Source organism: Pseudomonas sp. 18-147 (assembly GCF_051048045.1).
GTDB lineage: Bacteria > Pseudomonadota > Gammaproteobacteria > Pseudomonadales > Pseudomonadaceae > Pseudomonas > Pseudomonas aeruginosa.
The window spans coordinates 2,868,698-2,886,215 of sequence record NZ_CP182296.1; the positions used below are offsets into that span (position 1 = coordinate 2,868,698).

Below are 17,518 nucleotides of genomic sequence, written 5' to 3' on the forward strand. Positions count from 1 at the left end.
CCCTGCGTTGAGCAGGGCGGCGGCGAAAGTCGAAGTGGTAAGAAAATCCCTCGCCGAAAGGCGTGCCGGTTCGATTCCGGCCTCGGGCACCAATCCAGAGCCGTCCCTGTTCACGCAGGGGCGGCTTTTCCGTTTTTGGGCTGTGTGCGCTTGAATCCCCGATCCCCCGCCATGAACGCCTCCAGCATGTGCGGGATCAACTTCTCTGCATCGACGGCCTCGCCATACGCCTGCGCGTGCAGCGCGGCGTAGCGGTCGAGGTCTGCCTTCAGGCTGACCGGGCAGGCGAAGGTCAGCTTGACGTTCTCGGTCTTGGGCAGCGGCCCAAGCCGCAGCTTCTTGGTCGCGTTCATTGCGAAGCTCCCCGATTGAAGAACAGAGGCTGGTACGGCCGCAGCACCAGATCTCGGTTGACGATGATCCGCACCGGCAGGCCCGGTCGCTCGGTCAGCGTCGGCTGGATGTTCATGTTGCGCCGGGTGATCTCTTGGCCGATCTGATTGATGCTGTCCTGGGCGCTGTCGCGCCCGGCGATGACGATGCGGTTGCCGTCCTGGCGGTTCTCCGGCGCGGCCAGCTCGGCACCCACGCCCAGCAGCGTCGTCAGCACCGAGCCCGCGACGATGCGCTTCCAGTGCCAGTCCACGTCGTCCTCTAGGCCGGAGTAGCCCGCTGGATCGGTGCCCACAAGGTTGTCGAGCGTTAGCGATGACGTGTCCGGCAGGATGATCCGGTTCCACACCACCTGCACGCGGCTCTGCCCGTAGCTGACCTGGCTGTTGTATTTGCCCAGGATGCGCGATCCCTGCGGGATCAGCAGGAACTTGCCCTTGGCCGTGTCATAGACCGGCTCCGTGACGGTGGCGATCACGTCGCCCGGCAAGTCCGACTTGATGCCCGTCACCAGCGCGCCCGCGATCACGGTTCCGGCCATCACCTGATACGGTGACGCCGGCAGCGCCAGATTGCCGGAGTTGCGGGTTTCCGTAGAGCCACCTTTCAGGAACGCCTCTTTCTGGTCTTGCCGGTTCTGCACGGCGGTCGGGTCGGCAGGCTGCGCAGCTACCGACGCCGGCCCGGCGGCGAGCGGGTCGAAGGCCGCGAGCGTGTTTGCCGCGTCAGGCACAACCGGCGCTGCCTGCGCCACCGTGGCCACGGCTTGTCCGCCCGAGCGGAAGAACACCGACGAAGCCGCCGCGGCTTCCGCCTCCTTGCGCAAGGCGTCGTTGGGATCATGGCCGGGAGCCGCGTAAGCAGCCACGGCCGGCTGCTGCGAGTTCACGATGGCCGGGCCGAGATCGCCCGGTAGCGGCGGCCCCAGCTCGGGGATTTTCGGCGGTAGCTTCGAGTAGTCGGCCGGCAGGCCATCCAGCCTTTCGGACTTCGACACGCGATCGATGTTGTAAAGCTCGGTCTGCTCGTTGGCCCCATGCCGCTGCGGTTGCAGCGACCAGATCGTGGCCCCGAGCACGGCGACCGACAGGCCGCCGACAAGGATGGCGAGCGTTCGCCTGTTCAAGCGCGTGACCGGACGCGGCTGGACGCGCAGCGTCACCGACTCGGGCGCGACCTTGCCCGCCTGTGGCGTGGCGAGGTCGGGGGTGTCGTCCTGGCTCATGGTCAGTTCCTCCGCGCAACGCCGTCCGTGCGCTCGATTCGCACCACGTCGCCCTTGTCCCCGCCCAAGCGAAGTTCGGCGGCGCCGAACAGCCGATCCACGATGTAGTACGGCGAGCGGAAGCGGTAATTGACCAGTTGCCCGTCGCCTTCCGGCCCGATCACGAACAGCGGCGGCAGCTCGCCTTGCGCGATGCCGGCGGGGAACTGGATATAGACCTTCTGCCCATCGTCGAAGGCGCGCAGCGGCTTCCAGGGTGGATTGCTGCCGCTGACCGCGTAGCGGAAGCGCAGGTTTTCCAGCGACAAGCCGGAGTCCACCGGCGCGGCGGCGCTGGCCGCCTGCGCCTGGCGTTGCAAGGCCAGCATCCGGTCGCGCGGATACTCCCAAGAAGCCGACGCCATCCACGTCTTTTCCGTCGAAGCCAACTCCAGCAGGTACGTCCTGCGGTTGGTGGTGATGACGAGATTGGTCTTGAGGCCCGAGCGGATCGGCTTGACCAGCACATTGACGCGCAGGTCGGCACCGCTGCCGCTGGACGTATCGCCCACGATCCAGCGCACGGTATCACCAGCGGCCACCGTCACCAGCTCCTCGCCCGGCTGGAGCGAAACCACGGTCACGCGGCCCACGGCCGCATAGACCTGATAGAGCGCGCCATCGGTGAAGGGCCACACCTGAATTGCGTTGACGTAGCCCTCGCGCGTGGGCGCGACGCGGGCCTCTGCATTGGCGCGCGAGACGCGCACCTTCTCGTCGGCTGGCTCCGGCGTGGGCTTGGCGTCCTCGGCTTCGGGCAATGGCTTCAACTGCGCCGGCATCGGCAACACCTCGGGCACGGCCACCACCTCCACCGGCGCGGGTGGCTCGGGCAGCGGCTGGGCCTGCACCGGCTCATCGAGCGAGATGGTCGGCGGTGGCTTGCCCTGCGTGGCGCAGCCCGCCAGGGCAAGCAAGATCACCAGCAAGGCGGATTTACGGAAAAGATCATTCATTGCTTGGCTCCTTCGAAAGAATCCAGTTCGCGGCTCCACGACAGGCCGTTGACGTAGATGCCCAGGGGGTTCTTGCGCAGGCGTTCTTCGGTGCGCGGCGGCTGGAGCACGATGGACACCACGGCCGTCCACCGCTCCAAGCCCGCCGCGGCGCCGTTGACGTAGCGGCGTTCCGTCCAGCGCACGTTGAAAGACGTGTCGCTGGCGCGCACGACGCTGGTGATCTGCACCGTCACCGACTCCTTGCCGATGCGCGCGAACGGGTCGTTGACCCGTGCGTAGTCGTTGAGCACGGCCGCGCCCTTGTCGGTCGTGTAGTCGTAGGCGTCCAGCCAGTTCTGGCGGACGACGATGGGGTCGATGGACAGCGAGCGCACCAGCGTCACGAAGCGCGCGATGTGGTGCGCGGTCTGCGCGTCGTTGGGCCGGTATGGCGTGGCGGCTTCGCCCACGGCGCGTACCTGGCCCGCGTTGTCCACCTCCACGACGTAGGGCGTCACGATGGATTGCGCCGAGCGCCACACCAGGCCGCCGGCCATCAGCAGCGCAAGCGTCAGGCAGCCGAAGGCCATCAGGCGCCAGTTCTTCGCCTGGACGCGCGGCGAGCCGATGCGCTCGTCCCACACCTGGCCGGCAGCTTGGTACGGCGTGGCAGGCTGCGGCGTGTCGGCGTAGCGCACCTGCGGTTTCTTGAATCGCATGGTCAGTTCTCCTTATGAATCGGAATCGCGCAGGCTCGGCCCCTGGCCGGAGCCGCCGCCATCGCCACCGCGCAGCGCGTGGGCGGTGGTGGTCGCGGCATGGGTGAGTTGCTGGCGGCGATGCAGGCGTTTGGCCCAAGCGGGCTGTTCCTGTTTCTGTGCGGTAGCGGCGCTGGCTGCGGCCTCGCCTGCGCCACCCTGACCGGATGCCGCGCCGCCATCGGCAGCAGCGCCATTCCAGCCAGCGCGGAAGGGAGCGGCCATGCGTTGCCCGGCAGCGGAAGCGCGGGATGCAGCGCTTCGCCCGGCTGCCTGCGCGCCGGTCTTGGCGACGTTGCCCAGGCCCGCCATCGCGCCCTTTGCGCCGCCGCCAGCGGCGGCGGAACCGGCCTGGAACGCCGACTTCGCACTGCTGGCCGCCGACGTGGCGGCGCGCGCACCGCTACCGGCCAGCTTGGCGGCAGCCGGGGCCATGCGCGCACCAGCAGCCACGGCGCCACCCACGCCCGTCGCGGCGGCGCCGATGGCGACGGCCGTGCCGGCAGCGCCGACAGCAGCACCGGCCATTGCGCCCGCTCCGAGCTGCGGCGCACCGGACACGAGGCCCGTGGCGATGCCGGGGCCGAAGATCCCGAGCGCCAGCAAGGTGAGCGAGGCCAGCATGATGACCAGCGCGTGGTCGATAGACGGCTCGGCGGGATGGACTTGGAACTGAGCGAACAAGCCCGAGCCGATACCGACGATCACGGCCAGCACGAGAACCTTGACGCCGGAGGCCACCACGTTGCCCAAGACCTTTTCGGCGAGGAACGCGGTCTTGTTCCAGAGCGCGAATGGCACCAGCACGAATCCGGCGAGCGTGGTCAGCTTGAACTCGATCAGCGTGATGAACAGTTGGATCGCCAGCACGAAGAAGCACAAGACCACGACCAGCCACGCGAGGAACATCACCACGATGGGGTCGAGGTTCACGAACACTTCGGGAAAGCCCGCCATCTCGCCGATCTGCTCCAGAATCGGCGCCCCGGCGTCGATGCCGGTTTTCGCCAGCCGGCCCGGCTGCAAGAAGTTCTCCATCGTGATGGCCGAGCCGGTGGCGGTGATGCCCAATCCCGCAAACGAGCGGAACACGATGCTGGCCAGCCAGTTGAAGTTATTGATGATGTAGGCGAAGGCACCGACGTAGAGCACCTTGCGCAGCAGCTTGGCGATCACGTCCTCGCCCTGGCCGGTGGCATGGCTCATGGCCCAATACAGGCCGGCGATCGTCATGTCGATGACGATCAGCGTGGCAGTGAGGAACGCCACTTCGCCCCGCAGCAGCCCGAAACCCGAGTCGATATAAGCGGCAAAGGTGTTGAGGAATTGGTCGATGATGGTCACGTCATTCATGGCGTGTCCTCCGGTTCGGCGGGAACGGCCGGCGCCATGCCATCGGCCGGTTCCTCGAAGCTCGGCGGGATCGGCGGCAGGTCGGCCAGCGTCTGGTATTCATCCGGCCCGGCCTGGCCGGAGAAGAAGCGCCGCCGGAAGGCTTCGGCGGCGGCACGGCAAGCGTCCTCGCCCGTGGCCTGCCGGTCGGCCGCGCATTGCGCGCGCAATGCCTTCAGCCGCACGGGATCGGCGGCCAGGGCATCGGCAAGGTGGTCGGCCGGCTGCTCGCCGCAAGCGGCCAGCAGCGCGACACACAGGACGAGGACGCATCGCATGGCGGCCTCCCGTCAGTTGCCGTAGAAGTTCACGGACTGCGGCGTGTACGGCGTGCCTTCGCCCAGGAAACGCCGCCGCACTTCGCGGGCGCGCTCCGTGGCTACCGCCTGCCGCGCCAGCTCCAGCGACGCCGCCCGGTCTTGCGTGATCTGGAGCCGCTGCGACTGGATCGACTGCTTGGCCTGCAAGGCCAGCAACTGATTCATGGCCTGCATCGCCTGCAACGCACCTTCGGCCGACTGGCTCTTGCCCACAAGATCGGCCAGCACGCTTTCGTCTTCGCCCAGGTTCTGCGACACCTGCGCCTGCATCTGCATGGTGGTCTGCAAGCCGCTGAGCGTGTTCCGCCAACGCTCCTGCGCGTCGCGGTACATCTGGTCGCCGCTGACGGTGGCGGCGTACTGCTCGGGATACAGGCGCGCGAACTCCCGATCCAGATTCGTCACGTCGTAGGCCAAGCCTCTGGCCTGGGCGATCAGCCGCTCGGTCGTCGCCAGGTTGGCGCGCAACTGGTTCACCACGCTGGACGGCAGGCTGGCGAGGTTGCGCGCCTGGTTCATCAGCATTTGCGCTTCGTTTTGGAGCTGACGAATCTGGTTGTTGATCTGCTCTAGCGTGCGGATCGCGGTCAGCGTGTTTTGCACATAGTTGGTCGGATCAAAGACAATGCGCCAGGCCAATGCTGGTGAAGGCGTCAATATCGTCAGCGACAGTGCGGCAGCAAGCGAAATGGAAAGCGCACGGATCTTCATAGCTGGTTCTCCTATGAGTGGTCGGCGGTACGGAGGGAACCCGGCGCGAGGCCGGGGAACGAGGGCAGCAGGTCGGCCGCCCAATCGAGGCCGCGATGGCGCAGCCACGCGCCCGCGAAACCGGGTACGCCGGCGTCCAGCAGCACGCGGTCTATGTCGCGCTGGTCTTGCGGCGTGGATGCGCCCGCGAAGGCCAGCGCCGCCGGCCCCAGGTCGAGGTCGAACAGGCGGTTGCCGAGGCGGGATTGGTAGTAGTAGTCGCGCTTGGGCTGCGCGGTGGCGACGATTTCGATCTGCCGCTTGTTGAGGCCGAAGCCCTCGTAGATCGTGCGAATCTGCGGTTCGGTGGCCTGCGGGTTGGGCAAGAAAATCCGACTCGCGCAGCTCTCGATGATCGCGGGCGCGATGCTCGAATCCTTGATGTCGGCGAGGCTCTGCGTGGCGAAGATGACGCTGACGTTCTTCTTGCGCAGCGTCTTGAGCCACTGGCGGATACGCGCGGCAAACGCCGGGTCATCGAGGAACAGCCAGGCTTCATCGAGGATCAGCAGCGTGGGCGCACCGTCGAAGCGTTCATCGAAACGCGCAAAGAGGTAATGCAGCACGGCCATGACGGCGGCCTTGCTGTGCATCAACTCCTCCATCTCGAAGCACTGCACGTCGGCCATGCCCATCCGATCGTGATCGGCGTCCAGCAGCTTGCCGTGGGCGCCGCCGAGCACGTAAGGCGACAGCGCCTGCCGCAGCGCGTTCGATTGCAGCAGCACGGAAAGCCCCGTCATCGTGCGCTGCTCCAGCGGCGCACCGGCGAGACTTCCCAGCGCCGACCAGATGGCCGCTTTCTCATCGGGGCCGACCGCCACGCCTTCGTGCAGCAAGCGGCCTTCGATCCATTCAGCGGCCCAGGTGCGGTAGCCCTCGCGGTCGATGCGCGCGAGCGGCTGGAAGGCGATTTCGCCATCCGTGCCCAGGTCGTAGTGTTCGCCGCCCAGGCCGAGGATGGCGGCCCGCATGGAGCGGCCCATGTCGAAGGCGAAGATGCGCGAGCCGCGATAGCGGCGGAACTGCATCGCCAGCGTGGCGAGCAAGACCGACTTGCCCATGCCGGTCGGGCCTGCGACCAGCGTGTGGCCCACGTCGCCGATGTGCGTCACCAGCCGGAACGGCGTCGCGCCATCGGTGCGCGTGACGATCAGCGGCGGGCCGTCGAGGTGGTCGTTCTTCTCTGGCCCGGCCCATACCGCCGACACCGGCATCATGTGCGCCAGGTTCAGCGTCGAGACGATGGGCTGGCGCACGTTCGCATAGGCGTTGCCAGGGATCGAAGACAGCCAGGCATCCACGGCATTGAGCGTTTCGGGGATGGTGACGAAGCCCCGGCCCTGGATGGCGCGCTCCACCATGCGCAGCTTCTCGTCTGCGACGGCGGCGTCCTCGTCCGTGACGGTGACGGTCGCCGTCAGATAGCCGAAGGCAACTTGATCGCTGCCCAGCTCCTGCAAGGCAGCGTCGGCGTCGGCGGCCTTGTTGTTGGCGTCGGTATCGACCAGCGGGCTTTCCTGCTGGAAGATCGTTTCGCGTAGCAGCGCGATGACGTTCTTGCGCTTGGCGAACCACTGGCGGCGCAGGCGGGCGAGTTCTCTTTCCGCCTCGGCTTTGTCGAGGCAGAGAAAGCGCGTGCTCCAGCGGTACGCAAAGCCAAGGCGGTTGAGGTCGTCCAGAATCCCCGGCCAGGTCGAGGTCGGGAAGCCCCGCACCGACACCACGCGCAGGTGCTGGTCGCCCAGCATGGGCGCCAGGCCACCGACCAGCGGCGAGTCGGTCAGCAGCGCGTCGATGTGGAACGGCACTTCGGGCACGCCGACGCGATAGCGCCGCGTCGAGATGGTCGCGTGCAGGTAGGTCAGCGTCTGCGCGTCATCGAGCCAGTCAATCTCCGGCATCACGCCGTCGAGCAGGTCAAAGACGCGATCCGTTTCCGCGACGAAGGCTTGCAGCCGCTCGCGCCAGTCCACGCCATTCGTCGGCGTGTTCTCGTAGAGCATCTTGGCTGCACGGGCGCGGGATTCTTCCGGCGGCAGGTAAAGCAGCGTCAGGTGATAGCCGCTCTCGAAGTGATTGCCCGATTCCTCGAAGGCGGCCCGGCGTTCTTCCTCCACCACCCAGGAAAGCGGCTCGGGAAACTCCGAGTGCGGATAATCGGCCGCAGGCCGACGCTCGGCTTCGATGAACAGCGCCCAGCCCGATCCCATGCGGCGCAGCGCGTTGTTCAGTCGCGCCGACGTGGCGATCAGCTCGCCTTGCGTCGCGCTGTCGAGGTCAGGCCCGCGAAACCGGGCTGTGCGCTGGAAACTGCCGTCCTTGTTCAAGACGACGCCCGGCGCGACCAGCCCGGCCCAGGGCAGCCAGTCGGCAAGCAAGGCCGGCCGCTGGCGGTATTCGGCAAGGTTCAGCATGTCGGCATCCCCTCACACGTCCAGCAGCGGCTTGTGCTTGATGTGCCGGGCGAAGACCTGCATGAACTGCGGATCGACGCGAGCGCCCCACACGGCCAGCGAATGGCCGACGATCCAGAACACCACGCCGGGAATCCACAGTTGCAGGCCCAGGCCGACAGCGGCGGCCAGCGTGCCGTTGGCGATCGCCACGGTTCGCGACGCACCGCCCAGCAGAATCGGCTCGGTCAGCGAGCGATGCAGCGGTACCTCGAAGCCGTCCGCGAAGGTGTCGGGGGCACTCATACGACGGCCCCGCCGGAGAAGCTGAAGAACGACAGGAAGAAGCTCGAAGCCGCGAAGGCGATGGACAGACCGAAGACGATCTGGATCAGCTTGCGGAATCCGCCGGACGTGTCGCCGAAGGCGAGCGCGAGGCCCGTGGCGATGATGATGATGACCGCGACGATGCGCGCCACCGGCCCTTGAATCGACTCCAAGATCGACTGCAAGGGGCCTTCCCACGGCATCGAGGAACCGGCGGCCTGCGCGGTTCCGGCCAGGAACAGCAGCAGCGCGGCCAGCAGCAGCCCTTGCCCCGCAGGGCGGGCCAGGCAGCGCAGCCGCGCAAGACGCAAAGCCGGATTTGCAGAAAAACGGAAAGCAGGAACGTACATCTGCGTCATGGCAGTTCTCCAAGTGAGTGAGGGGATGGGGAAGTCGCCGCAGCGGGTGCGGCATCGGGAAGTGGCGGCAGCTCGGGAAACGGCGTTTCCAGCGCGTCCGCCAGTTGGTAGCCCACGCCGTCGAAGCCGACGACGCGGGCGATGCTCTCGATGCGGCGCTTGCGCCCGCGCCCGGCGATGTGGATCACCACGTTGACCGCCTCGGCGATCAGCGCACGCGGCGGGTTCACTGCCACTTCGAGAATCAGTTGCTCCAGGCGCAGCAGCGCGCCGAGCGCGGAGCCGGCATGGATCGTGGCGATGCCGCCGGGGTGGCCCGTGCCCCACACCTTGATGAGATCCAGCGCCTCGGCGCCGCGCACCTCGCCGACGACGACGCGATCAGGGCGCAGGCGCATGGACGAGCGCACCAGTTCGGTCATCGACACCACGCCTGCGCGGGTGCGCAGCGGAACGTGGTCGCGGGCCGCGCATTGCAGCTCCACCGTGTCTTCGAGCACCAGTACGCGGTCGCCGGTGGCGGCGATTTCGGCGAGCAAAGCATTGGCGAGCGTGGTCTTGCCGCTGCTGGTGGCGCCGGCGATCAGGACGTTCTGGCGCTCGCGCACGGCGCGAACGAGAAAGCCCGCTTGCGCGCTGGTCATCATCCCGTCGATGACGTACCGCTCCAGTGGAATCACGCCGATGGCGCGCTTGCGCAACGCGAAGGCCGGCCCCGGCGCTGCCGGCGGCAAGATGCCCTCGAAGCGTTCGCCCGTTTCGGGCAACTCGGCGGACAGCAGCGGCTGGCCGCGATGGACTTCCGCGCCGACGTGGGCCGCGACGAGGCGGATGATTCGCTCGCCGTCCGCCTCGGGCAGTTCCACGCCCATCGGCGCGCGTCCACTGGAAAGCCGATCCACCCAAAGGGTGCGATCGGGGTTCAGCATCACCTCCACCACGTCCGGGTCTTCGAGCGCGGCGGCGATCAGCGGCCCCATCGCCGTGCGCAGCATCTGGATGCGGCGGTCGAACGACGTGGCGGACATGGATTGGGGAACGGCGCTCATGACGCACGCTCCTGCGCTTTGGCGACTACCGCCGCGTCCTCCATCCGCATCGGGTCGGGGTGCAGTTCCTCCACCACATCGCGCACCAGGCTGCGCCCGCGCATCAGGTGGCGGCCAAGCTGCTCGGTGAACTGCTCGAAGCGTGCCTTGCCTTGGGCGCGGGCGGCTTCTTGGTGCGCCTCGGGAACCGGCGTGCTGACGGTCAGGTAGTAGCGGATGAACAGCGCCAGCGTCTCGATGGCGATGTTCTGGTCGCGCTCCATGCGCTCGGCCTGGCGAGACAGGCGATCAAGGCGCTTGGCGATGGCGGCCTCGCGCTGGTCGGCGGCATCGGGCGACAGCCACGAGGCGAGCGCCGCCGCGACGATGGACGACTTGGACACACCTTTCTTGGCGGCCAGCTCATCGAGCCGCTTGGCGTGCTCCGGCTGGATAAAGAGGTTCAGGCGGTAGTGGCTCATAGCTCGATTCCGTCGTTGGGGTCGAGGGAAGCCAGCCGGGCCGTGCGCTGCATGGCTGGATCGAGCTGGCGCGGAAGGGGAAGCGGCAAGTCGTCGTCATCGAGCAGCCCAAGGTCGGCCGTGGGCGCGGCCAATTCGGGGTCGTAGGCGACGGCCTCAGTTAGTTCGGGCTGGCGGCGCGGGCCACCGTCGTCGGCCGAACCCAAGTTCTCCAGGCCATCGGCGGATGCCGTGGCCGGCGCAGGGGGTGCAGCAGGAATCACCAGCCCGCTCCAGTCGTCGGCGCGGGCCGGCGGCGCGTCGGCGTACTGCCCATCCGCCGGCGTGGGCGGTGGCAGCACGCGGCGCTTGAAATTGGCGTCCGCGTAGTAGCGCAGCTTCTTCGCCTTGATCGGCGCGACGCTGGACACCATCACCACCGCCTCGTCAGGCGGAAGCTGCATCACCTCACCCGGCGTCAGCAGCGGGCGCGCTGTTTCCTGCCGCGACACCATCAAGTGGCCGAGCCACGGGGCCAATCTGTGGCCGGCGTAGTTGCGTTGCGCGCGCAGCTCGGTGGCGGTGCCCAGCGTTTCGGAGATGCGTTTGGCGGTGCGCTCGTCGTTGGTGGCGAACGTCACGCGCACATGGCAGTTGTCGAGGATGGAGTGGTTTTGCCCATACGCCTTGTCGATCTGGTTGAGCGACTGCGCGATCAGGAAGCTGCGGATGCCGTAGCCCGCCATGAAGGCCAGCGCCGTCTCGAAGAAGTCCAGGCGCCCCAGCGCCGGGAACTCGTCGAGCATCAGCAGCAGCTTGTGGCGGCGCGCGATGCCATCGGAACCATCGAGCGATTCGGTGAGGCGCCGCCCGATCTGGTTGAGGATCAGACGAATGAGCGGCTTCGTCCGCGATATGTCCGAAGGCGGCACCACCAGATACAGCGATACCGGATGCTCGGCCGCGATCAGGTCAGCGATGCGCCAGTCGCAGCGCGACGTGACTTCGGCCACCGTGGGATCACGGTAGAGGCCGAGGAACGACATGGCGGTGCTCAACACGCCGGAACGCTCGTTGTCCGATTTGTTGAGCACTTCGCGCGCCGCCGAGGCCACGACCGGATGCGGCCCATCGCCCAGGTGGGGCGTGGTCATCATCCGGTGCAAGGTCAGCTCGAACGGGCTGGCCGGGTCGGAGAGGAAGTTGGCGACGCCGCGCAGCGTCTTGTCTGCACCCGCGTAGAGCACGTGCAGGATGGCCCCGACCAGCAGCGCGTGCGAGGTCTTCTCCCAATGGTTGCGCTTCTCCAGCGCGCCTTCGGGATCGACCAGAATGTCCGCGATGTTCTGCACGTCGCGCACTTCATGCGCACCGCGCCGCACCTCCAGCAGCGGGTTGTAGGCTGCCGACTTCGCATCGGTTGGGTTGAACAGCAGGCAATGCGAGAAACGTGAGCGCCAGCCTGCGGTGATCTGCCAGTTCTCGCCCTTGATGTCGTGGATGACGGCCGAGGCCGGCCAGGATAGGAGCGTCGGCACCACCAGGCCGACACCTTTACCCGAGCGCGTGGGCGCGAAGGTCAGGACGTGTTCTGGGCCTTCGTGACGGAGGTACTGCCGATCATGCTGGCCCAGGAACACGCCGGCAGGCTGCGTGAGGCCGGCCTGGCGAATGTCCTGCGCGTTCGCCCAGCGCGCAGAGCCGTAGGTCGTGACCAGGCGCGCTTGACGCGAGCGCCAGACCGACATGGCGATGGCAACGCCCACGGCGACCATGCCGCTGGCGCCGGCAATGGCACCGCCGGTGTCGAAGACCTCCGGCGCATAGGCACCGAAGAAGAACCACCACTCAAACAGCTTCCACGGGTGGTAGATCGGCCTGCCAAGAAGATCGAACCAGGGCGAGCCAAGGCGTAGCTGATAGCCAAGGGCGGCTGCTGTCCATTGTGTGGCGCCCCACACGCCGGCGATCACGATGCCGAATACCACGGCAATCTGACCGAACAGCACGTTCGTCCCTTGCATGACCTAGCCTCCGATTTCTCCTGCGCCGATTCCTCATGGAAAAAGCGGCACAAGGACGTGCCGGAGGCGTCAGGATCGGTGCCGCGTCAGTGCCGGTCAAAGACCGTTTTAAGCAGAAAGATCGAGCAAAAAGAAAGAATTAGCGCGGTGGCGAGCCAACGAAAAACGTCGCAAGCGCAGGCGCGTTGCGGCGTGTCGGTCAGGAAATCCAATATTCGTGGCGAAGCGGCCACGATCAAAACTTAGGCGGCTCCTTCGGCGGTGTGTAGGGCGTTTCCCCGTCGCCATAGAACCGCTTGCGCGTGGCCTCGGCCACCCGGTTGCACAACACGTCGCCCAGCTTGGGGCGGTCGGTCTTGCACTGCTGGCGCAGTTCCTTGAGCCGTTCGGGGTTGGCCGCCAGCTCTTCCACTGTCGGGATGTTGGCTGCGGAACCGGCGGACTTCTGTGGCCCATCGGACTGGCCGCAGGCAGTCAACACGGCAACCAGCAAGAATGGGATGATCTTCTTCATGGCGTCAGTTCCTCCGGGTGATCGGGATTACGGCCTCGTATGGGCCTGGGGGTTTCCGGCTGTTCGATGGCCTGTGCGCGCTCAATAAACCGCGCCAACTCGTCGGACGGATCTCCGTCCAGCCGCAACAGATAGGTCGTGAGGGGCGACACGCGCGAAGCTAGCGGCCGGGCCACTACACCCGGCTCACGGCTGGCGGCAATGTGTGCACTGCCTGCTAGGCCGAGCGCAAAACCGGCCGAGACTAGGGCCATCATCAGGTCGGTGGACGAAACCCTCTCTGCAATCAGTGGCTCCACATCCGCACGGCGCAACACCCGTTCAACTTGCTTGGCATGGCCCTCACATGCCTGTGGATCGCACAGAACCAGTGGATAGCGAAGCAACTCATCCAAGGGGATGCGCTTGTGGGCCAGAAGCGGATGCCGAGCTGGCACGGCCACCATCAGCGCATCGCTCCATGCGGGCGTGGCGACGATACCGTCGCCCACTTCGTCGGATTGAGCAAACCCTACGTCATACAGATCGCTATGCAGCCCCTTGATCTGTTGCGATAGGGGCACCTCGAAGAACCGGATTTCGACCTCGGGTTCTTCCTGGCGGCAAAGTACGAGCAACGCAGAAAGGCGCGACGGCGTGATGCCGTCGGACAATGCCACGCGCAACTGGCCATGAAAACCGTTTGCTGCCGCTTTCACGCTATCGCGTGCCTGCTCCAAGGCGGAGAGCACGCGGCGCACGTGCTCCAGAAACAGCTCGCCCGCACGGGTCAGCCGAGTGCTGCGCGTGGTGCGGGCAAACAGCATCACGCCCAGTTCTTCTTCCAGTTCCTTGATGGCCCGTGACAGTGGAGACTGCTCGATGTGCAGCCGCTCGGCAGCGCGGGCGAAATGGAGTTCCTCAGCAACCGCAATGAAGCAGCGCAAGTGACGAAGTTCCATAGTCTTGTCCTTCCATGATCCATGTTGATTCGGGGGACGAGATGCACGCCTGCTGTAGCACCAGTCGAGCTGAGGCCAAATATTGAATAAACAATTATACATGTGTTCATATATTAGTCAAAGAAGCCTGCACCGTGCCGTGGTGATGTTCGATTGTGAGGAGATGAATGGTGCAAGCTGCACGAGGGCCAATGGGCATCGTGGAGGCCGCTTGCCAAAATAGTGCGAGCCCCACCGGGGCTCGCGAGATGCGGAAGGTGCTATGCCTTCAGGGGGAAAGCCCGAATCAGGCTGGGTTGATTTCCAGCGCGCCGCGGTTGATCTGGTCGCGCTCCATCGACTCGAACAAGGCACCGAAGTTACCTTCGCCGAAGCCCTCGCGGTAGTTGCCCTTGCGCTCGATGAACTCGAAGAACACCGGGCCGAGCAGCGGCTCGGAGAAGATCGGCCTCACGCTCACGGCCTACCTGAACGTGCGTCTCGAAAAGCACTCCGACTCGCACAAGCGCAATCCCATGGTATGCGTCCGCCGAACACACCTTGACGGTTGCAGCCCCGGGGCACGGTGCAGCAGATTCCCAGCCCCTGACGGCGGGGATGGGAATCGCCGTCCAACAGCGAAGAGGCTTCAGCTCGGTGACCAGCGGTGCGGCAGCAGTTCGTCGATCCGGCTGGCCGGGTGCGTCGGCAGGCGATCCAGCACGTCCTTAAAGTAGGCGTTCGGGTCATGCCCGTTGATGCGGGCCGAGTGCAGCAGGCTCATGATGGCCGCGGCGCGTTTGCCCGCCCGCAGACTGCCGGCGAACAACCAGTTCGATCTGCCGACCGCGATCGGACGGATCTGGTTCTCGACCCAGTTGTTCGAGATCGGCACGTCGCCGTCGCTGACGAAGTGCGTGAGCTCCTTCCAGCGTTTCAGGCTGTAGTCGATGGCCTTGATGGTCGCGGAGCCGGGTGGCACCAACTGCCGCTTTGCGATCAGCCATCGGTAGAACACGGCGAGCACCCTTCGTGACTTGCGCTGCCGGATCCGCTGTCGCTCGTCACTCGTGAACTTCTCAGCCTGGCGCTCGATGCGGAACAGGGTCTGATAAAAGCGCAGCGCCTGCTCGCCGACCTTGCTGCCGTGGTTGGCCCACAGCTCGTGGAACTTCCTGCGGCTGTGAGCCATGCATTGGGCCGAGGTCACTCCCTTGTCGACGCAGGCCGAGTAGCCACTGAAGCCGTCGGTCACCAGCGTGCCCCGCCAGGCGCTGGGAGTGTCCAGGCGCAGGAAGTCACGCACGTTCTCGCCGCTGCGGGTCTCGCTGAACTCGAACACTACCGCCTTGATGGGGTTGGTGCTCGGGGTGCAGTACGACCAGATGTAGGCCTTGTGGGTCTTGCCGTTGCCCGGCTTGAGCATGGCCACCGGCGTCTCGTCGGCGTGCAGCACCAGGTGGCGCCGCAGTTCGTCGGCCAGGGCCTGCACCAGGGGCTGCAACTGCGCGCCACAGGCCCCCACCCACTCGGCCAGCGTCGAGCGGGCGATCACGTGGCCGGCGCGCGCGAAGACGGCTTCCTGCCGGTACAGGGGCAGGTGGTCCATGAACTTGGCCACCAGCACGTGGGCCAGCAGGCCGGTCGTCGGGATGCCCTTGTCGATCACGTGGGCCGGCACCGGCGCCTGCACGAGGCGCTCGCAGCACTTGCAGACCCACTTGCCGCGCACGTGGCGCTCAACGGTGAACACGCCGGGCTGGTAGTCGAGCTTTTCGGCCACGTCCTCGCCGATGCGCTGCATGGCCTGGCCGCAACCGCAGCTCGTATCGGTCGGCTCATGGGGCACGTCGCGACGCGGCAGGTGGGCGGGCAACTGGGCGCGCTTGGGCGCCTTCTTCTCGTCCTCGTCCTTCTTGTCGGCTTTCTTGCGATGGCGCTGCAGCTCGGCGTCGAGCTCGTGGATGTCGGTGTCCAGCGTCTCCTCCAGCAGGCTGCGCTGCTCGGGCGAGAGGGTGCTGGCGAAGCGCTCGCTGGTAGCGGCGAACTTCATGCGCTTGAGGATCGCCATCTCGTGCGTGAGCTTGTCGATGAGCGCCTGCTTGAAGGCGATCTCCTGGTCACGCTGGCGGACCTGAGCGAGCAGCGACTGCACGGCCTGCCGCGTCTGCGGGTCCAAGGCGTCCAGTTGCTCTGCGCTGATCATGGACGGCCATCGTGCCGCGTCGACGACCTCAGCGCATCGGCATATCCGGCAATTGCCCGAGCTCGCGCAGAGCGCTTCAGATCGTGCGGATGATGCCGGCCTCGCCCAGGCGCTGCCACGGCAGGCCCAGCACGAGCGCGTCGAGTTGCACGCGCGTCAAGCTCTGCGTGCTGGCGCCGTCCAGCGGCCACACGAACCGGCCGGCATTGAGTCGCCTGGCAGCAAGCCACACGCCGATGCCGTCGTGCACCAAGCACTTCAGGCGATTGGCGCGCCGGTTGGTGAACAGGTAGGCGTGGTGCGGATGCGCGGCACCGAAGATGCCGACCACGCGGGCCAGTGCGGCTTCGGTGCCCAGGCGCATGTCCAGCGGCTGCACGGCCAGCCAGACGGCGTCCACGCGGATCAACCCAGAACCTCGCGCAGCCAGGCAGCGCTGCGCGCGTCCAGCGGCAGCTCGGCCTGTACCGTGGTGCTGCCACGGCGGATTTCCACGGCGATGCAGCGTGGCGACAGCGTCGGCACAGGTGGCACGGCCGGCGGCGCCTCGTGCGGCATGGGCAACTGCACGAATGCCGGCCCCGCAGCCGCTGTGTCCTTGTGTGCACCGACCGGCGCGCACTCGCCGGCCTCCCTCACCCAGCGGCGCAGCATGTTGGCGTTGAGGCCATTGGCCAGCGCCACCGCCGCCGTCGAGACCCCGGGCTGGCGCGCCAGCTCGATGACTCGGGCCTTGAATTCGGCTGAATGTCGCCGCCAGCTTCGCCCGGCCGGTGTCGCCGGTTCTCCTGTACTCTGGTTTGAAGTGCTCATATGTCCACGCTCGTCGTCGTGGACACAAGCATCCAAGTCCGCCTACCGGACTTCAAGGTGACTTGGCCGGACGCCTACATCCCATGGACGTGTTCCGCGCGTCGGTCCAGAAATGGCCGGAGGTCGTGGAATGCCATGCGCTGACCGGCGACATGGACTATCTGCTGCGGGTGGTCGTCAGGAACATGGCTCACTACTCTCGCTTCGTGCTCGACACGCTGCTCAAGCACCCCAGCGTGCAGGACTGCAAGACAAGCTTCGTGCTGGATCGGGTAAAGAGCACCACGGCCTTGCCCTATGAGCATTCGGCCGATTGGTGTAGCGGGGATGCAAATAGCGCTTGACCTTCCAACCGTGGCAAGGACCAGACTTCAAACACCCCAACCCGAAAGGAGTTTTCCATGCAATTCCATCTCGAAGACATGACCTGCGGCGGCTGCGCCCGCACCGTTACGAAAACGATCCAAACGATCGACCCCAACGCCAAGATCGTCACGGACCCGCCGACCCGCCGTGTCGAGGTCCAGACCTCGGCCTCGCAAGAGCAGATCGCCGCGGCCCTGAGCGAAGCTGGCTTCCCGCCGCGCGCGCAGTAACACCGCGTCGTGGCCGGCCTGCACACAGGACGGCCGATGCGAGCACGTGCGCTGCGCCG

20 protein-coding genes and 1 pseudogene are annotated in these 17,518 nt (G+C 66.4%); 2 read left to right on the top strand and 19 right to left on the bottom strand.

Annotated features, from left to right (window positions below; genetic code table 11):
* Positions 1–110 precede the first annotated feature (110 nt).
* The 19 genes and pseudogenes from ACM0M4_RS13765 to tnpA all read right to left on the bottom strand — a co-directional run bounded on the left by ACM0M4_RS13765 (position 111) and on the right by tnpA (position 16,863).
* Entirely contained in the window at positions 111–353 is a 243-nt protein-coding gene (locus ACM0M4_RS13765; protein ID WP_180704848.1) for a DUF2274 domain-containing protein, read from the bottom strand.
* Positions 350–1,618 (bottom strand): TrbI/VirB10 family protein, encoded by a 1,269-nt coding sequence (locus tag ACM0M4_RS13770; RefSeq protein ID WP_180704847.1) that lies wholly within the window; start codon positions 1,616–1,618, stop codon positions 350–352. The genes ACM0M4_RS13765 and ACM0M4_RS13770 overlap by 4 nt, the downstream gene beginning before the upstream one ends.
* Before the next feature lie 2 nt (positions 1,619–1,620).
* On the bottom strand, positions 1,621–2,613 hold the full coding sequence (gene trbG, locus ACM0M4_RS13775; protein ID WP_180704846.1) for a P-type conjugative transfer protein TrbG: 993 nt from the start codon (positions 2,611–2,613) through the stop codon (positions 1,621–1,623).
* Positions 2,610–3,314 carry a conjugal transfer protein TrbF gene (trbF, locus tag ACM0M4_RS13780; protein ID WP_180704845.1) on the bottom strand — a complete coding sequence of 235 codons (705 nt, stop codon included), beginning with the start codon at positions 3,312–3,314 and terminating at the stop codon, positions 2,610–2,612. The genes trbG and trbF overlap by 4 nt, the downstream gene beginning before the upstream one ends.
* A gap of 12 nt (positions 3,315–3,326) precedes the next feature.
* Positions 3,327–4,706 carry a P-type conjugative transfer protein TrbL gene (gene trbL / locus ACM0M4_RS13785; RefSeq protein ID WP_221345544.1) on the bottom strand — a complete coding sequence of 460 codons (1,380 nt, stop codon included), beginning with the start codon at positions 4,704–4,706 and terminating at the stop codon, positions 3,327–3,329.
* A complete protein-coding gene (locus tag ACM0M4_RS13790; protein WP_017677041.1) occupies positions 4,703–5,023 on the bottom strand; it encodes a hypothetical protein in 321 nt (106 codons plus the stop codon). The genes trbL and ACM0M4_RS13790 overlap by 4 nt, the downstream gene beginning before the upstream one ends.
* A gap of 12 nt (positions 5,024–5,035) precedes the next feature.
* Entirely contained in the window at positions 5,036–5,776 is a 741-nt protein-coding gene (gene trbJ, locus ACM0M4_RS13795; protein ID WP_064314568.1) for a P-type conjugative transfer protein TrbJ, read from the bottom strand.
* Positions 5,777–5,787: 11 nt separating this feature from the next.
* Complete coding sequence (gene trbE, locus ACM0M4_RS13800; RefSeq protein WP_064314569.1) at positions 5,788–8,232, bottom strand: conjugal transfer protein TrbE; 2,445 nt, start codon at positions 8,230–8,232, stop codon at positions 5,788–5,790.
* Between the two features lie 12 nt (positions 8,233–8,244).
* The gene (locus tag ACM0M4_RS13805; protein WP_064314570.1) at positions 8,245–8,517 is read right to left on the bottom strand and encodes a VirB3 family type IV secretion system protein; all 273 of its coding nucleotides are present in this window, start codon (positions 8,515–8,517) and stop codon (positions 8,245–8,247) included.
* A complete protein-coding gene (locus tag ACM0M4_RS13810; protein ID WP_013721751.1) occupies positions 8,514–8,897 on the bottom strand; it encodes a TrbC/VirB2 family protein in 384 nt (127 codons plus the stop codon). Before ACM0M4_RS13810 ends, ACM0M4_RS13805 begins: the two co-directional genes overlap by 4 nt.
* A complete protein-coding gene (gene trbB, locus ACM0M4_RS13815; protein WP_062832705.1) occupies positions 8,894–9,946 on the bottom strand; it encodes a P-type conjugative transfer ATPase TrbB in 1,053 nt (350 codons plus the stop codon). The genes ACM0M4_RS13810 and trbB overlap by 4 nt, the downstream gene beginning before the upstream one ends.
* The gene (locus ACM0M4_RS13820; protein WP_043088277.1) at positions 9,943–10,407 is read right to left on the bottom strand and encodes a ribbon-helix-helix protein, CopG family; all 465 of its coding nucleotides are present in this window, start codon (positions 10,405–10,407) and stop codon (positions 9,943–9,945) included. The genes trbB and ACM0M4_RS13820 overlap by 4 nt, the downstream gene beginning before the upstream one ends.
* Complete coding sequence (locus ACM0M4_RS13825) at positions 10,404–12,410, bottom strand: conjugal transfer protein TraG (protein ID WP_064314571.1); 2,007 nt, start codon at positions 12,408–12,410, stop codon at positions 10,404–10,406. The genes ACM0M4_RS13820 and ACM0M4_RS13825 overlap by 4 nt, the downstream gene beginning before the upstream one ends.
* A 235-nt stretch (positions 12,411–12,645) precedes the next feature.
* A complete protein-coding gene (locus ACM0M4_RS13830; RefSeq protein ID WP_008786748.1) occupies positions 12,646–12,924 on the bottom strand; it encodes an EexN family lipoprotein in 279 nt (92 codons plus the stop codon).
* Entirely contained in the window at positions 12,921–13,865 is a 945-nt protein-coding gene (locus ACM0M4_RS13835) for a LysR family transcriptional regulator (protein ID WP_008786747.1), read from the bottom strand. The genes ACM0M4_RS13830 and ACM0M4_RS13835 overlap by 4 nt, the downstream gene beginning before the upstream one ends.
* Positions 13,866–14,151: 286 nt before the next feature.
* A pseudogene (locus ACM0M4_RS13840) lies at positions 14,152–14,310 on the bottom strand (4-hydroxyphenylpyruvate dioxygenase); the annotation flags it as partial.
* Positions 14,311–14,493: 183 nt separating this feature from the next.
* Positions 14,494–16,050, bottom strand: a complete 1,557-nt coding sequence (tnpC, locus tag ACM0M4_RS13845; protein WP_221345545.1) for an IS66 family transposase — start codon at positions 16,048–16,050, stop codon at positions 14,494–14,496.
* Between the two features lie 76 nt (positions 16,051–16,126).
* Positions 16,127–16,450 carry an IS66 family insertion sequence element accessory protein TnpB gene (tnpB, locus tag ACM0M4_RS13850; RefSeq protein ID WP_260330251.1) on the bottom strand — a complete coding sequence of 108 codons (324 nt, stop codon included), beginning with the start codon at positions 16,448–16,450 and terminating at the stop codon, positions 16,127–16,129.
* Between the two features lie 5 nt (positions 16,451–16,455).
* The gene (gene tnpA / locus ACM0M4_RS13855; RefSeq protein WP_221345547.1) at positions 16,456–16,863 is read right to left on the bottom strand and encodes an IS66-like element accessory protein TnpA; all 408 of its coding nucleotides are present in this window, start codon (positions 16,861–16,863) and stop codon (positions 16,456–16,458) included.
* An 83-nt stretch (positions 16,864–16,946) separates the two neighbouring features.
* On the opposite strand from tnpA, the gene ACM0M4_RS13860 reads away from it, so the two are divergent.
* Together ACM0M4_RS13860 and ACM0M4_RS13865 are read left to right on the top strand one after the other, a co-directional pair.
* Positions 16,947–17,207 carry an Lrp/AsnC ligand binding domain-containing protein gene (locus ACM0M4_RS13860; protein WP_019396553.1) on the top strand — a complete coding sequence of 87 codons (261 nt, stop codon included), beginning with the start codon at positions 16,947–16,949 and terminating at the stop codon, positions 17,205–17,207.
* A 57-nt stretch (positions 17,208–17,264) separates the two neighbouring features.
* A complete protein-coding gene (locus tag ACM0M4_RS13865; protein ID WP_003821167.1) occupies positions 17,265–17,459 on the top strand; it encodes a heavy-metal-associated domain-containing protein in 195 nt (64 codons plus the stop codon).
* The last annotated feature ends 59 nt before the right edge of the window (positions 17,460–17,518 follow it).